14 protein-coding genes and 10 tRNA genes are annotated in these 16,033 nt (G+C 40.0%); 5 read left to right on the forward strand and 19 right to left on the reverse strand.

Going from position 1 to position 16,033, the window contains the following annotated elements:
- Positions 1–32 precede the first annotated feature (32 nt).
- From C9J42_RS11360 to C9J42_RS11380, 5 genes are all read right to left on the reverse strand, one after another.
- Entirely contained in the window at positions 33–926 is an 894-nt protein-coding gene (locus C9J42_RS11360; protein ID WP_107262016.1) for a DMT family transporter, read from the reverse strand.
- Between the two features lie 276 nt (positions 927–1,202).
- Complete coding sequence (locus C9J42_RS11365; RefSeq protein WP_107208311.1) at positions 1,203–1,532, reverse strand: SMR family transporter; 330 nt, start codon at positions 1,530–1,532, stop codon at positions 1,203–1,205.
- Between the two features lie 17 nt (positions 1,533–1,549).
- Positions 1,550–1,915 (reverse strand): SMR family transporter, encoded by a 366-nt coding sequence (locus tag C9J42_RS11370; RefSeq protein WP_107208310.1) that lies wholly within the window; start codon positions 1,913–1,915, stop codon positions 1,550–1,552.
- A gap of 189 nt (positions 1,916–2,104) precedes the next feature.
- Complete coding sequence (locus C9J42_RS11375; protein WP_107302013.1) at positions 2,105–3,019, reverse strand: LysR family transcriptional regulator; 915 nt, start codon at positions 3,017–3,019, stop codon at positions 2,105–2,107.
- 128 nt (positions 3,020–3,147) lie between these two features.
- Entirely contained in the window at positions 3,148–3,609 is a 462-nt protein-coding gene (locus C9J42_RS11380; RefSeq protein WP_107208327.1) for a GNAT family N-acetyltransferase, read from the reverse strand.
- A gap of 296 nt (positions 3,610–3,905) precedes the next feature.
- Here C9J42_RS11380 and C9J42_RS11385 point away from each other — a divergent pair, with 296 nt between their 5' ends.
- From C9J42_RS11385 to C9J42_RS11395, 3 genes are read left to right on the forward strand one after another with little or no spacing between them, the layout of a single operon-like run.
- The gene (locus C9J42_RS11385; protein WP_107288024.1) at positions 3,906–4,778 is read left to right on the forward strand and encodes a hypothetical protein; all 873 of its coding nucleotides are present in this window, start codon (positions 3,906–3,908) and stop codon (positions 4,776–4,778) included.
- Between the two features lie 14 nt (positions 4,779–4,792).
- On the forward strand, positions 4,793–5,920 hold the full coding sequence (locus C9J42_RS11390; RefSeq protein WP_107302014.1) for a BamA/TamA family outer membrane protein: 1,128 nt from the start codon (positions 4,793–4,795) through the stop codon (positions 5,918–5,920).
- Positions 5,920–7,011: a DUF4056 domain-containing protein gene (locus C9J42_RS11395; protein WP_107208300.1), complete on the forward strand. Its 1,092-nt coding sequence runs from the start codon at positions 5,920–5,922 to the stop codon at positions 7,009–7,011. The genes C9J42_RS11390 and C9J42_RS11395 overlap by 1 nt, the downstream gene beginning before the upstream one ends.
- Before the next feature lie 106 nt (positions 7,012–7,117).
- Here C9J42_RS11395 and C9J42_RS11400 read toward each other — a convergent pair whose 3' ends face one another.
- The 13 genes from C9J42_RS11400 to C9J42_RS11460 form a co-directional block, all read right to left on the reverse strand.
- The gene (locus tag C9J42_RS11400; protein WP_107302015.1) at positions 7,118–8,557 is read right to left on the reverse strand and encodes an EAL domain-containing protein; all 1,440 of its coding nucleotides are present in this window, start codon (positions 8,555–8,557) and stop codon (positions 7,118–7,120) included.
- A 643-nt stretch (positions 8,558–9,200) separates the two neighbouring features.
- Positions 9,201–11,171, reverse strand: coding sequence for an excinuclease ABC subunit UvrB (uvrB, locus tag C9J42_RS11405; protein WP_107262006.1), 1,971 nt, complete (start codon positions 11,169–11,171; stop codon positions 9,201–9,203).
- Between the two features lie 244 nt (positions 11,172–11,415).
- Entirely contained in the window at positions 11,416–11,976 is a 561-nt protein-coding gene (locus C9J42_RS11410; RefSeq protein ID WP_107208297.1) for a 3'-5' exonuclease, read from the reverse strand.
- A gap of 410 nt (positions 11,977–12,386) precedes the next feature.
- A tRNA-Asn gene (locus tag C9J42_RS11415) sits at positions 12,387–12,462 on the reverse strand.
- Between the two features lie 7 nt (positions 12,463–12,469).
- Positions 12,470–12,554, reverse strand: a tRNA-Tyr gene (locus C9J42_RS11420).
- Positions 12,555–12,563: 9 nt separating this feature from the next.
- A tRNA-Thr gene (locus tag C9J42_RS11425) sits at positions 12,564–12,639 on the reverse strand.
- Positions 12,640–12,682: 43 nt separating this feature from the next.
- Positions 12,683–12,759 (reverse strand) — tRNA-Asp (locus C9J42_RS11430).
- A 39-nt stretch (positions 12,760–12,798) separates the two neighbouring features.
- Positions 12,799–12,889 (reverse strand) — tRNA-Ser (locus C9J42_RS11435).
- A gap of 406 nt (positions 12,890–13,295) precedes the next feature.
- Positions 13,296–13,371, reverse strand: a tRNA-Asn gene (locus C9J42_RS11440).
- A 7-nt stretch (positions 13,372–13,378) separates the two neighbouring features.
- Positions 13,379–13,463 (reverse strand) — tRNA-Tyr (locus C9J42_RS11445).
- A gap of 9 nt (positions 13,464–13,472) precedes the next feature.
- Positions 13,473–13,548: transfer RNA gene (locus C9J42_RS11450), tRNA-Thr, on the reverse strand.
- Positions 13,549–13,591: 43 nt separating this feature from the next.
- Positions 13,592–13,668, reverse strand: a tRNA-Asp gene (locus tag C9J42_RS11455).
- A 39-nt stretch (positions 13,669–13,707) separates the two neighbouring features.
- Positions 13,708–13,798 (reverse strand) — tRNA-Ser (locus C9J42_RS11460).
- A gap of 267 nt (positions 13,799–14,065) precedes the next feature.
- Between C9J42_RS11460 and C9J42_RS11465 the strand changes: the two genes are divergently transcribed.
- Together C9J42_RS11465 and C9J42_RS11470 are read left to right on the forward strand one after the other, a co-directional pair.
- On the forward strand, positions 14,066–14,689 hold the full coding sequence (locus C9J42_RS11465; protein WP_107302016.1) for a hypothetical protein: 624 nt from the start codon (positions 14,066–14,068) through the stop codon (positions 14,687–14,689).
- 73 nt (positions 14,690–14,762) lie between these two features.
- On the forward strand, positions 14,763–15,566 hold the full coding sequence (locus C9J42_RS11470) for a helix-turn-helix transcriptional regulator (RefSeq protein WP_105061658.1): 804 nt from the start codon (positions 14,763–14,765) through the stop codon (positions 15,564–15,566).
- A gap of 44 nt (positions 15,567–15,610) precedes the next feature.
- On the opposite strand, the gene C9J42_RS11475 is transcribed toward C9J42_RS11470, so the two are convergent.
- Positions 15,611–15,895 (reverse strand): hypothetical protein, encoded by a 285-nt coding sequence (locus tag C9J42_RS11475; RefSeq protein ID WP_105061657.1) that lies wholly within the window; start codon positions 15,893–15,895, stop codon positions 15,611–15,613.
- Between the last annotated feature and the right edge of the window lie 138 nt (positions 15,896–16,033).

Below are 16,033 nucleotides of genomic sequence, written 5' to 3' on the forward strand. Positions count from 1 at the left end.
CAATACAACGGCGTCTTATATCAATGTCGTGCTTAAGCAGGTGTCATTGCCACTTTTGCTTTCTTCGCTTTAATGCGTTTCTGAGCCAGCGCAACACCCGTTAATACCATGATGCCACCAATATAATGGTAAGACTCTAGTTGCTCGTTGAGCATCACGCTCGCAATACCTGCCGCCATAATTGGCAATAGGTTCATGAACATCGCGGTACGATCGGCACCTAAACGTTCAATTGATAACATCCATAACCAAGGTGCAATCACTGACGCAAGCAATGCAGCATAAGCAATCAAAGGGACTGCAGATGCTGTAATTGCCATACGATCGCTACTTAGTAGCAATGGCGTTAACATAATGACCGCAAATAAACACTGAACGTACACAGATTTCCACGTCGAGAACGGCATTTTCCAACGCTTTAATAGCACACAGTAAAGTGCATAAACGACCGCTGCGATCAGCATTAGGAAGTCACCTTGCTTGATACCTTGCGACAGTAAGTTTTCTACATGACCGTGGCTTAGCATCAATACTAAACCACTTAGTGATAACACTGCGCCAACCAATGCGAACGGTGATAAGCGTTGACCTAAAATAGGCACACTTAAGAACATGCTGATCAACGGCACTAATGAAATGATCAGGGCAATATTCGTTGCCGTGGTGGTCGCTGCTGCGAAGTAGCCTAACGATTGGTTTAGCACCATACCTAACAAACCAAGGAATGCTAATTTCGCTAGATAAGGTTTAATCACCGCACGATCACGCCAAACAGATTTAGCAACAAAAGGAGTTAACATGACTAATGCGAAGAACCAACGATAAAACGATATCGCACCGGGATCGATGACACTGAATGCCATCTTGTTGACAATGGCGTTCCCTGCCCATATTGCAACGGTAATTAAGGGTAATAGATAGAACATTGTCTGCCTTTCTCAGATTTTTCTAGTCCAGATACCTATATCTGAATCAATAACGAGGCTATTCTGTCACGTCTTTTAAGATACATATATCTCTAATCGGACATAATAAATCTTTTGTCAGACATATTAATCAACAAAAAAGCAAGACTATTTCAGCCTTTAGAGCAGAACATGTTGAATTCTCGCTATTAATTTTTTCTCCCAATATTCACCGCAGAAAAAAGGCAACAAAAAGCCCAACGGATTCAACATCACATTGGGCTTTAAAATACGTAATTACGCTGTTTTCATAACAATCACAGCGGAGATCATCACAGCAATCCCCACCCAACCGATAGGCTTAAGTTTTTGCTTAAACAGCAGCGAGCCACCAATCGCGGTACCTAAAATACCGATAGCTCCCCATGACGCATACGCCACCGCTAAATCGATCTCTTTGACCGCTTGCGCTAGCAGGGTAAATGCCAACATGACTAAGACGATCGCAGTAATACCCCAACGTTTATGACTAAAGCCATTTGATCGGGTTAATGCCATGTTCGCTAAAATATCGACAAACGCAGCAAGGACAACAAAACCAAATGATAGTGTAAAAAATTGACTCATTTCATTGCCTCCTGTTGTTATGCCGACACGCTTGTGGGCGAATGACTTGGTTTATCGCTGTGACTTTCACCAAGTGTCACTAATACGATCCCGACAGTTGCCATCGCTAAACCAATCAGCTCTTGCGTATTTAATTGCGCATCAAGCACAAACACCGAAACCATTGTAATAAGCGCAATACCTAGCCCTTCCCAAACCGCATAGGCAACACCAATAGCGATCTTTTTTGCTGCCAACGACAAGAAAAAATATGAAATACAAATTAAGCTATACATCACCCAGTACCCCCAATTTCCACCTTCACTGGAAATAAGGCTCATGGTACTGGTACCAGCCACTTCTGCGGCAATGGCTAATAATAAAAATATTCGTGCTAACCACATGATTGACTCCACTGTGCTAATTTTTTAGGTAGATAGCATCAAATTTCACGCATTCTCGTAGTGAAAATACATAAAGTTAATGCATCTACTCGCAAGACTACCGCAGCGCACAAAAGCGCAATAGGTAATTGAGATATTCAAATTTGAATATCTTTAAAAGGGTAAATAGCGCAGAAATGATCAGAAAATTTAACCGAATGCGGCCTGTATCACCTGATGTAAATGTTGGTAAAGCGGATAATTACGATGGGTTTGAAGATAACCACCTGAGACCACAAAATGGCTGAAATTACGGTTCACCACAGGCATCGGATAGGCATGTAATTCCGACATTAAATCGGCAGTACTTTCGCTGGCAAACATGATTGCGTTGGTTTCCAACAGCATTTGGCAAGCGACCCGTAAATTAAAGGTTTTGAGTAACACTTTTGGCTCATAACCCATGCGTTGATATTCAGATTCAACGGTACACAAAGGTTTGTAAGCGGCAGGCGCTGGCAACGAGACCAATGACAATGGTGCTATCGATGCCCAATCATTACTATCGAGCCGTAAACTTGGGTGATCTTTTTTCGCCAAGATCACTCGCTTTTCCTTAAATAACGGCTGCATGTAGATATCTTTCGCAATGTCCGTTTCTTGATCCAAAATGCAGTAATCGACTTTCCCTTCCAGCATGTCATCTTGGCTGATGCTATCCCAATTAGAAAACACCAATGACGCCTTTGGAAACGCCTTGTGGCAGCAAGATAGTAGGTGTTGACCATGCTCATCCATCAAATAGGGATCAACCACAAGAGAAATCGAGCCTTGGTAGGTTTCTGGTTTAAATTCAGAGAACTCCAGTAACACTTTTTCTATAGGCGCTAAGATATTATCAAATTCATCAGCGAGACGAATCGCAAGGGGTGATGGTTCTACTCCGTGGGCTTTGCGCACAAACAGCGGATCATTAAAGAACTGTTTAAGCCTCACTACGCCACGACTGGCACTTGGCTGTGAGATCCCTAACTGCATGGCTGCTAATTTAATACTGCGATGTTCCACCACCGCTTTTAATAACCGTATTAAATTCAGATCTAACTCTTCTAACTGATACGACATTTGCTTTCTCACCGATAAAACGTCTTTACTGATAATAAAGCCTAAAACAAAACAAGATAGCCAGTTTAACAGCTATCTTGTTTAAAGGTGAGGCCAAATACGGCGCAGAGATAAACTAAAAAACGGTATTAATCCGAGCAAACGTTTCGGGCGATCATAAACACTTCATCAGCAGAATAGAGCGATTTGATCGTCATTTCCACCTCGGCGCCTAATAGCTTCTGATAGATCTGTTGCGCATAGTTATCAGCACGAGTATTGACCAAAATATGTTTTAATTTACTGTCTTGTTCCGCTAATCGCTGTTTCACTTGTGGTAATGATTGAGTGATAAGTTGTGTCGCTATCCCTTGGTTATGATGGCTTGGCAACACTGCAAGTTGCTCTAACTCTAAAATCACTTCAGGACGAAAACCGCTTTTTTGCCCCCAAACGATATACCCCACCACTTCACTATTAAGCTCAGCGACAAAATTTAAAAAGCGCGGGGCGGCATTAAAGTTACATTCGATCCACTCATAGGAGCGTTGCTGACGTACAAACGCCTGTTGATGCACCTTTGCTGCTTGCTCTAAATCAGCGTGTTCCATTACACGAATAATCACATTAGTTCCTTCTATTATATCGACCTTACAGCTGATAAATTACCAATCTTTCTTGCAGTTATTCCAACACTCATTGGCAACATGGGTAAAGTGAAATATCAATCTAGTTAACCCGTTAACGAATGAGAACCAGACAAACAATAACCCCCAAAATCACCCTACAAACAAAAAGGCATAGTTATGTAACATATACTTACATTATAGATAAATCATTAAGTATGCTTAAATCAAATGTCAACTTAAAATGCGCGCCATTATAGAATTTAACTGGCATTACACACATGCGATTAGCGCATTCACTTTTCCTTAGTAGCCTAGCGTTTTCCTCATCCACTTATACATATGCTCAATCTTTTACTCTCCCTCTTTGGAAAGAAGAAGCTCAAGCTTTAGGTTACGAATTACCCAAACCGATTGGCTTTAATTTGAGTTACATGGCATTAGAGCAAGGCATTGATGTAACTAGCATTGGCTTTAATGGCCTTAACCTACCTTCTTTTGTGCGCAACATCGATATGCAAGCAGAGCAAGGCAAACAAACCAGTGAAGTGCTCACCCTACGGGCGGATATGTGGCTATTTCCGTTTCTGAACCTCTATGTCTTAGGTGGCAAGATGACGGGTAAATCGGAAACTGCAGTGAACTATGATGTTGCTATTCAGCCTTTATTCCCAAACCGCCCAGACCGTCACCTCAAAGGCCGCATTGATAACTTCAAGCTTGATCTTGATGGCTACTTATATGGTGGTGGTGTAGTGCTTGCCGGTGGCTATAAGCGATTCTTTGGCTTAGTTGATATCAGCTATACCGAAACAGAGCTAACCGTCATCGACGGCAGTATTTCTGCATGGGTGATCAGCCCTCGTGTAGGTTACGACTTTTATCAACAAGGTGTACCACTACGAGTTTGGGCCGGTGCAATGTATCAAAATGTTGAGCAATCGCTATCTGGCAAACTCACCGATCTCAATCTTCCTTCAGGGTTACAACCTTGGATTAAAAATGGCAGTTTCCATATCGAGCAACAACTGTCGACACCATGGAACCCAATCCTCGGGATGCAATATCAGCTCAATCCAAGTCTGTATTTATTGGCAGAAGCCGGCTTTGGCGATCGCTCCAGCCTATTTACATCCATTGATTTTCGTTTTTAAGTCAGAGATCAGCAATGAAACCTTGGCAACTTTCCCCATTATTGATTATTTGTAGTTTTTCTCACTTAGCCTTTGCTGATACAACACAATCAGGTTGGGTAGATCAACTACTGGAAAAACTCGGCGCTAGTGAAACGATTGATACTTCAGAAGGTATTGATTGGGGAGTATTGCCGGGGCCTTTTGCTAACCCTGAACAAGGGGTCGGATTTGGAATGGCTGCGGTTGGGCTTTACTCACCTATAGGCTGGACACCCAGTACACCGTATTCAACATTAGCGATTAAATCCTATCTATCCTCAACTGGCTCTTATGGATTAGGGGTTGAAAATCGCAGTTACTTAAATCAAGACAAACTGCGCTTGATCGGTGATGCATGGATCAGCCATTCCCCCCAACACTACTGGGGAGTAGGAAAAGCTGCCGCACAAAACGACAACAATAAACGTGAGTATAACGGCCAGATCATCAAACTTGCGCCAAAGGTGTCATACCAGTTTTTACCTCATCAATACGTCAGTGTTGGCTGGGATTATCAACATTATTCACAACAAACCTTAGCAAAGACTAACGATGTTGGTGAGCACAAACTTTCAAATCAACAAAGCAGTGGTATAAGCATTGCGTTGGAATATGACAGCCGAGATTTTGAACCCAACCCATACCGTGGTCAATTGTGGTTCGCGGAATGGGTTGATTACAAAACCACATTAGGCTCTGATCAAAATTACACACGCCTGACCATGAACTACCGTCAATATGTTCAACTTGATAGCAATAACATTATTGCTTGGGATGTCTACGGGCAACGGGTTGATGGTGATATTCCTTGGTATGGCTATGCGGAAATGGGTAACGATAAACGTATGCGTGGTTACTATACAGGGCAATACCGTGATCGTTATTTACTGTCTGGACAAATAGAATGGCGTCATCGTTTTAACCATCGTCATGGTATGGTGACCTGGTTTGGCGGAGGTAATATCGCCAATAAAAGTGAGCAGTTACTTTCAAGTAAGCTATTACCTAGTTTAGGTGTCGGCTATCGCTTTGCCTTTAAGCCCCGAATAAATGTGCGTGTCGATTACGCCATTGGTAAAGACAGTTCCGGTTTTTATTTTCACATCAATGAAGCTTTTTAATGAAAATACACGCACCTTTGATCGCAGCATTCAGCCTTTGTGCTTTATTCGTCAGCCCATACAGTAAAGCATTGGATGCGCCTATTGGCGTACGTCCATGCTGTGCCTTTGGTCAAGATTTAAAAACCGAATTATTAGGTATGCCCATTCCTTTTTTCTCAGTAGAGAATATTGTCGATATACCAATGCTCGGTAAACATAGCTACAACGATGGATCGCAAAGCGTTATTTCAAGCTTATTCGGATTAGGCGGTGAATCTAATGGCTTAATCTTTACGAGTAAGGGGGGATTTATCGATACAGCTCACGTCCGAGATACGGCAGATTTCACTTATTATTTATATCAACAAATTCGCCAGCATCTTGGATCCCATTATCGAATAATCTTACCCACGGAATTACGGGCGCGCCACATTCGGTTACAAGAGAATAAGCAACTACTTACAAATAAAGAGAAACAATCACTGAGTCTCGAGCTTGCGGCTCTATTAGCTTTTCGATTAGCACAATGGCATGAAATCGCACAGTGGTTTGGCTATGAATCAATTATTGGCTTTCCTGAATATGTCTCTGCTTTTTCACCTGAAGATCTCTATTCCAATATGTTAGGTGCTATCACAGCTAAACAAGTGCTAGAGCAGCAACCCGATCTTTCTCCGTCAGATTTTTCTCAAGCCATGACTGATGCTTTTAACGATCAATTACAGCAATTAGGCAGTGTTTCAGCAGAAGAAACCAAACGCAACATACAGCAGTTAAATGGTCAGTGGTGGGATCACAATACACGTTTGCCACAAAAGTGGGTGGTGTTAAAACGTGATTATCAACTGGGATTAACTCTCTACCCTAATGGGGTAAAAAACGGAGTTCCTCTTTCTTTATCTACCGAACTGAGCAACGGTGATAATAATGGTATGTGGGCGGAGTTGTATTTACATAATGTAGGCAATGAAGAAACGTTTAACGCGCTCGCTCCTGAGCTCACAAACAATATGGTCTGGCAACCCGCTCAATTTCAACAACTCGCTACTTTTGCAAAACAACAAGATTATAAAGAACGCGGCAAAACTACCCAGGTAGTTAAAGACTAGAGTTAGCAAATACTCACTTACGATTAACCTTATAAAATGACAGAGCTAAAAAAACTCTTCTTCCACAGAGTGCAAGAAGAGTCAGGGTTATCACTAAGATGCTATATTAGTGAGAACGATATATATCCATAAAGCTTTCTATTGACATCGGTTTATAAAAGTAAAACCCTTGATATTGCTTAATTCCCCATTGATCTAACATCTTTTTTTGTTTTTCTGTTTCAACGCCTTCAGAGATGACAGAAAGCTCCAGTTTTTGGGCTAATAGCACTAAAGATTCAACAACATAAATCGATTTAGGATTATGTTCAATTTGCTCAATAAAACAACGATCTATTTTTAAATAATCAAAATTATAATCCGTCAAATAATACGGTGAAGAGTACCCTGTACCATAATCGTCAAGCGCAAAGAACATGCCATTTTGATGAAATTTTTCCATACGCGCTTTCACATGAACATTCGAAAATGGTGCTGATTCCGTAAACTCAAGCACCAGTTCAAACTTAGGCGCCAATAATAAACTCGCTTTATAAATACTTTCGTCAAACAAACAACGTTCCGTCAAATTAAAACTCAATTTTAGTTTTTTACTCAAAACCATTAACTGACTTTGATAAACCTGTGTCATCAAAGAGCAGGTTAACAAGGATGTTAAGTGTTGACTCTCTATATAGGGTATAAATAAATAAGGCGGTAAAACCTGACCTTTTTTAGTAATCCAACGAGCTAAGACTTCAGCCCCAATAATATCGCCTTCCTTGTTAACAATGGGTTGAAGGTATGGACGAATAATATTGCGTTTGATACAAATTCGTACCCAGATTTTTTTGCAGTAAGCGGCCGATGTATAACTACTTACCATGCAGCCCAATAAGAGCATTAACAAGTAAACATATTTAGTTTCAATAAATTGTTTTAGAGCGAGTACCGGATCAACATCAACAAAAAAATCAGCGTCGTCGAGATGAAAATAGTACTCATCGCGATGATTTAACAAATCATGCTTAACTAACTGATTACCTTCACCAATTTCAATATTATCAAAAACGGTAATATAGCCTCGACCAATACTATCGATAACATTAAAACGAAGCGGTTTAAAATATATTTTTAAGTAAGTATTCGCTCCAACTTGCAACGTATAAGACAAGGTTGGCTTATGCGTTAGTAAGCTTTTTACCTTAATACTAAAACCTTTTACTGCCTTCATCTTCATTGAATACAGGCGATTTCCAAATGTACTGTATACATAATAATCATTATAAATCACAGATATACTGCTAACATCTTTATGATCGGAGACATAACGCTTTAACTCCCTCTGCTCAGCTAAAGTCGGAATCGTCATCTTCGAAAACATAGGAGCTAGTGTATCTTTACTATCAACAACTGAATAAAAGGTTTTCCGTTGTATTTCATGCTCATTGTGAATTTTTGTATCAATATCGTGTTGATAAAGAAGATAAGTACCGCATGCAAAGATAATGAAAAAGAACGTAGAGCACACGACCAATGTATAAAGCTTCATGTATTTAATGTTCATATAAGAACGATCCCATTTAAAGCCATATTTATTGCGTTGTATAGCACCATAACAACTCTTTATAACAAACTAAAGGAAGCAATTACGCCCCAGATTCATTCTTATAAAATGAATACACTTAAATTCTATTTTCTATCGTAGCATATGATTTTCCAGCACGATGACTGATAAAACTAAGATCTTTTATATTAAGAATGAACATACGCTCTTTCTCACCATATAAAATATACATCGCTGTTATTCGCGCGCGACGTTGTAAAAAGGCCAATATAGCTGGAGGGGTATTCACCAAAATGATGACTGCTTTTATCTATTTAACTTTAGAATTTTTATACCGTTTATTTTCTATAAAAATCGGGCGGATTATATCAAAACTTAATGTAATTACAATCACAACACAAAAACAAAACCACCAAACAACACAAATAAAACGTAAATTCATCAATGAGATAAATTTACAATAAAATTCACTTATCTTGTTAATAAAAATATATTGCAATAATTCAGTTTTGTTCCTTACTTTTAATTAAAGTCATACTTATCTTATTCAATAAGAATATAACAGATGAATATAGTTAGGTTGATTGTGAGTAATTAAGGCCGAGTCATTACGACCTTAATTAGATGTCAATTAGTATCCTTTTTACATAAATATGAACTGACGATATAACTCATTGAGCTTTTCTCTAAAAATACCAACGTGTATTTCATCATTCGTATCACAAGCCACCAATAGTTCTTTTTCTGTTGTCGTAATTTGCTGGCATAACTCTGATAGATTAGAGCAGAACTCAACACTATGTTGTGCGGGCTCATTATTATCTATCCTTGCTTTTTTACGTTGAGAGGAGGCTGGTGTAATATTATGCGCTTTATTATATTCCACCTGACGCTCTCGGCGTTGTTGTGATTCATTCATCGCTTGCTGCATTGCAGGCGTCATTTTATCAGCATATAAAATCGCTTTACCGTTTGCGTTACGAGCTGCACGACCAATGATTTGAATCAGCGCCTGTGTTGAACGCAAAAATCCCGCATGATCGGCATTTAACACTGCGACCAATGAGGCCTCTGGAATATCTAATCCTTCTCGTAACAGGTTTATCCCAATAAGCACATCAAATTTACCTGCACGTAAATCATCTATAATTTCAACCCGTTGCTCGGTTTTTACTTCTGAATGAATATAACTGACCTTAATACCTTGCTCTACCATTAACTCATACAATGCCTCTGCACTTTTTTTCGTTAATGTCGTCACCAATACGCGTTCATCTTTTTGCGTACGCTCTGATATTTCTTTTAATAGATCGTCGGTTTGAGTCGCTAAAGGACGCACTTCAACAATAGGATCAAGCAAGCCTGTCGGGCGAATGATTTGTTCTATAACATGCTGCTGAGATTTTTTGAGTTCGTACTCACCGGGGGTAGCTGATACAAATACGGTTTGTGGTTTTATTTGCTCAAATTCTTTAAACATTAAAGGTCGATTGTTCTTCGCTGATGGCAACCGAAAGCCATAATCAATTAATGTCTCTTTACGACTCACATCACTGCGATACATTGCAGAAATCTGCGGGATCATCACATGGGATTCATCAATAAACAGTAAGCCATCTTCCGGTAAATAATCTAATAAGGTCGTCGGTGGCAAGCTAGGATCGCGATCGTTTAAATAACATGAGTAGTTTTCTAATCCTGAACAATATCCAAGCTGCTGCATCATTTCTATATCATGTGTCGTGCGCTCATACAGCCTTGCCGCTTCCACAATACGATTTTCATTATTTAATTCAGCGACACGCATTTCTAATTCTTTTTGAATTTCAATGCTGGCTTTCAGTAACTTGTCTTTTGAAGCGGCATACAAGGTTTTTGGAGAAACAAAATAATGCTCAATGTCGCCCAACACTTTCCCTGTAATAGGGTCAAGCCATTGTAGTTGCTCAATGGTGTCATCAAACATCACCACACGTATTGCTTTTGATTCTGAATCTGCTGGATAGATATCAAATATTTCACCATGGACACGGAAAGTTGCTCGTTCAATCGTTCGCTCACAACGGCTATATTGCAGCACGACAAGACGTTGAATAAAGTCTTCCCTTTCGATGGTCATACCCACTGATAACGGAATTTGTACCGCGCGATATTGAGCTGGATCGCCTAAGCCATAAATAGCAGATACCGATGCCACGACAATCACGTCTTTACGTTCTATCAACGATTTGGTGGTCGATAAACGTAATCGTTCCAATTGTTGATTCACTGCAGAATCTTTACGAATAAAGCGATCACTACCAGGAATATACACTTCAGGTTGGTAGTAATCGTAATAAGAGACAAAATACTCGACAGCATTTTCAGGAAAGAAACGTTTCATTTCACTATAAAGTTGTGCGGCAAGCGTCTTGTTATGAGCCAATATTAAGGTAGGACGCTGAAGACGATGGATCATATTTGCCATCGTGAAAGTTTTCCCAGATCCGGTAACCCCTTGCAGGGTTTGGTGTGTAACACCGTCTTGAATATTACCGATTAATCGCGCTAAAGCTTCAGGTTGATCGCCTGATGGAGGATAAGCGGAATGCAAAATAAACGTATTCTGTGACATAAAAGTTACCTTTTAATGAGCGGCTTTTGTCAGTATACATAACGCATTATATTTTGCTGTTTAAACACTTAATCCCTTGCTACAAACTAATATTAATATTTTAGTTATCCAACTATCTCCTCAAGTATTGGCACCGAATCACAAAATATAAACAACAGCATTTTCATCGCACGAATTACATCATACACATAAAAAAGCCGACTCTATCAGTCGGCTTTACTAAACAAATCGATTGGAAGTAACACTATTCCTGTGTTGAATCTGTGTCTTTTTCACAGAACATGGTTGCCGCTAAACGCGCAAGGTTATACGCATCGACATAACCCGAATGCTGACGCCCTTCCCATTCAACACCAGCAATTTCCATTGCGGCACGTTGACCTAATCGTTTATTCGTCACATGACGCTGTAATTTAAATAAAGTGGCAAGATTTAAATATTCACGAAAAGGGACTTTTAGCTCTTTAGCTAAACATTCCTTTTTCAAAATACGATCATCATGTCCCCACGCTGCATAGATCTTATGTCGACCACCAAACTTTTGTTCGATCGATTTTAATATCACAGAAAGCGGCTTGCCATTTTTTTCAACGACCTCAGGTTTGATGCCCGTTAGTTCAGTACAAAACGGCGAGATTTCATCTTTTGTAGGACGCACATAATGTTGTGCCCGACGAACAATTTTTCCGGTGTTGAGATCAAGCTCTGCCACACCAATTTCGATGATTTCACCGGTTCTAGATGTGCGGCCATCATTCCAACAACACATTTCGAGATCGAAACACACAATACGGTCAAAATTCATTAGTTATCCAAGTGTCACAGGCAAAACAGCCGTTAATAATACCATTTTGTGTTAACTGCTTCATCCGTTAAGAGATGAGAGAAACCTATTCTATGGTGTTAATAGAGAAAAACATACAGCGAAATAATTAAGCTCACACTATCTGTAAGTACCGATCAACAACGTACATTTTGCCCTTTAGTTTATACTGTTTTTAATACTGGATTACATATCAGTTGATAAGAAAATCAAAGAAGATGCCGCTTGGATTGTGGGATCATCGTGTTCTAACAGTAAATTGCATAATCCTTTGTATGGTTACGTCAGTGAGTTAAGAATAGTTAATAGACCTTTATCACCCAATGAGTTGTTAACAAAAGCCTAGATTTCAAATGTAAAAAAGCCCGCAATTGCTTGCGGGCTTTTTTATTTGGCTCCTCCTGCTGGACTTGAACCAGCGACATACGGATTAACAGTCCGCCGTTCTACCGACTGAACTAAGGAGGAATTGTAATGGTGGTGGGGGAAGGATTCGAACCTTCGAAGGCAGTGCCGGCAGATTTACAATCTGCTCCCTTTGGCCACTCGGGAACCCCACCGAAATTTAATGGTGCCGACTACCGGAGTCGAACTGGTGACCTACTGATTACAAGTCAGTTGCTCTACCTACTGAGCTAAGTCGGCACTAAAATTTCGTCTATTTAACGTAACCGTTAAATCTAAATGTTGGCGGAGCGGACGGGACTCGAACCCGCGACCCCCGGCGTGACAGGCCGGTATTCTAACCAACTGAACTACCGCTCCAATTCTTTATGAAATCCGATAAATCGAATCTCTAGAATATGGCGGAGAGATAGGGATTTGAACCCTAGATACGCTATAAACGTATGCCGGTTTTCAAGACCGGTGCTTTCAACCACTCAGCCATCTCTCCGTAAGTGCGGCGAATATTACCGATAGATGTAAAACCTGTAAAGCCTATTTTTAAGAAAAAACGCTCACTCGATTAACAAACGCACATTTTGATAATATTTTTTGCAAATATGATAGTTATTAGATGGTTATGATCACTTAATCTTCAATAAATAATACAATTAAAGCTAAAAATAGATCATTTAATAGCAACACCTAACCTCAAAAGAATCATAGCAGATAACCAAATTTGCGGTTAACGATCACAAGAGATAAGAGGTAATCACCAAGTGAACTAAGGGAGAAATGGTAAGGTAGGTCGAGAGGAAAGATACCAATAACCAAGCAGCTACTAAGCAGCTACTAAGCAATGATTTTCCAAATTTAAGATGTAAAAAAGCCCGCAATTGCTTGCGGGCTTTTTTATTTGGCTCCTCCTGCTGGACTTGAACCAGCGACATACGGATTAACAGTCCGCCGTTCTACCGACTGAACTAAGGAGGAATTGTAATGGTGGTGGGGGAAGGATTCGAACCTTCGAAGGCAGTGCCGGCAGATTTACAATCTGCTCCCTTTGGCCACTCGGGAACCCCACCGAAATTTAATGGTGCCGACTACCGGAGTCGAACTGGTGACCTACTGATTACAAGTCAGTAGCTCTACCTACTGAGCTAAGTCGGCACTATAATTTCGTCTATTTAACGTAACAGTTAAATCTAAATGTTGGCGGAGCGGACGGGACTCGAACCCGCGACCCCCGGCGTGACAGGCCGGTATTCTAACCAACTGAACTACCGCTCCAATTCTTTATGAAACCCGATAAGTCGAATCTCTAGAATATGGCGGAGAGATAGGGATTTGAACCCTAGATACGCTATAAACGTATGCCGGTTTTCAAGACCGGTGCTTTCAACCACTCAGCCATCTCTCCGTAAGTGCGGCGAATATTACCGATAGATTTAAAATCTGTAAAGCCTAATTTTAAGAAAAAACACCACTCGATTAACAAATAATCAGAGTGTTAATAAAGTAACAATATCGCCATTTGTAATCCATTTCGACGTTTATTTTTCAAGCAATACCGCGCTTTACATATCTTCTCTTCTCGCAAGGGATTAAACACAATGTGTAAAGCTTGCATATACTAAAATCAGTTATCGCGCTTTTTAAGCGCTATTGAGATACACAAGGATGTTATATGCCATTCTATATAATACTTATTGCTGTTATCTTTTTTTGTTCGGGCTGTGTTGCGCTCTATCCCGCTCAATGGCAAGCCATCACGGTTATTGATGAACTCACAGGTGAGCCTGTTTGTCGTGTACGCGCAATCTCTCCAATGCAAACGGATAGCAGCTATTATCCTATTGTTGATATGGTTCATGATCAGGTAAGAGTCGGCATGCACAGCCCAGATCAAAACCCCTTGCCCGTTGGCGATATCCAATTACAGGTAGATAGTCATTATCGTTGGCTAATCAAGCAACGTGATATTCCCTATTACCTTCAACAACAAATGGATATTACACCTCATATTCTAATAGGATACGATCATTACTTAAGTCATATGAACATGCATCAGCGTGATGAATTACAACACAGTTTTAGCACTGTAACGGCAAAAGCGTTGGCTTCAAGATCGCCTTATACCGTTGCCACAGGTGATGCTGCTAAATCTTTATTTAATCAAATGCTAACAGGTGAGTTTTTAGAATATCGAATATTTCAAACTCCATTGCATGGATTAACCGTAGGCCGCTACCCTTTAGCCCATGATTACCTTAAAGCACTACAAACTTGCGGTATCGACTGGTACCCATAAGTTATCAAAGTAGATCAATAACCTAAAACCTGCGTATACTATTCTTATCACATCATATGACAGCTAAAGTTCAATGAAAAACGTATACCAACCTTTATTTGATGATAATAATCCACCCGGTGATATCTTTTTTGGTCATACGATTTTTCTGCCAAATACAGGAACAATGAAACATGCTCATCCGTGGGGACAATTGCAACTAATCAGTGGAGGGATCATTGAATTAAAAGCGGAGAGTAAACACTTTCTTGCCCCTCCCCAGTTTGCATTATGGGTACCACCAGCAATGGAGCATCAAAGTTATATTCGTCGTAGTTTAAATTATTGTTCAATGAACATTACCAAGCCACTCGCTAATGCGTTGCCGAATTATGCCTGTTTATTGGAAGTCAGCCCATTAATGCAAGCCATGGTGAGTGATTTACGCGAGCGCCGGATTGTTAGCCCTGAAACCCCGCAAGATAAACGCTTAGTGAAGGTGTTGTTTGATCAGGTATTAATGAGTAAAGAACACCATCAATACTTACCAACAAGTGATGATAAGCTCCTACAAACAATATTGATTGAACTTGAAAAAAACCCAACCAATAATCGCAGTTTAGCGGAATGGGCAAAAATGCTTCATACGACAGAGCGTACCCTTGCCCGTCACTTCAAAGATAAACTTGGGATGAACTTTACCGAATGGAGACAACGACGAAAGTTTATCTACTCACTACATTTACTGCGTAGTGGTTTATCAGTAAAAGAGATTGCATTAACACTGGGCTATCATCAGGCATCTCCCTTTATTACTGCGTTTAAAAAGCAATCAGGCAGTACACCCGATCAATATCGTCAGCGCTTAGGTGATGAGGCGATGCCACCGAAAATATAATTGTCTATATTGTTACTGATCGCATCCATATTACTGATATTAAATTACTTACGATTCCAACGAGCAAATAGAATTTTACTACTCAGTAGAGTAAATACACTGCATTCACCATCGTGGATATAATCAGATTGAAATTCAGCAGTGGCATTATTCGCTAAATTTTTCACATATTGCTTGTTATCCACGATCACGATTTTAGTAAAACCACGCGAATACGGTGATACATCGTACTTTAAAAATTGTAAAGCGCGCTGTGGATCCCGCGTTGTGGTAATAATATCAGGGTAATGAGAAAGTCCATGCGTAATTTTTAATTTAAAAAATGCCATCACACGTTGTCAGTAACTTGAATTTTCGCGATAGTATTAAGATACGATTGACGCAGCAAGCACTCCCTTTTCGCTATTTATTCACTGTTACAGTTAATTACCATCTACTCGTCATTAGACATGTTTTGATACAGGTAT

It is taken from the genome of Photobacterium sp. GB-56, from assembly GCF_003026105.1.
Taxonomy (GTDB): domain Bacteria; phylum Pseudomonadota; class Gammaproteobacteria; order Enterobacterales; family Vibrionaceae; genus Photobacterium.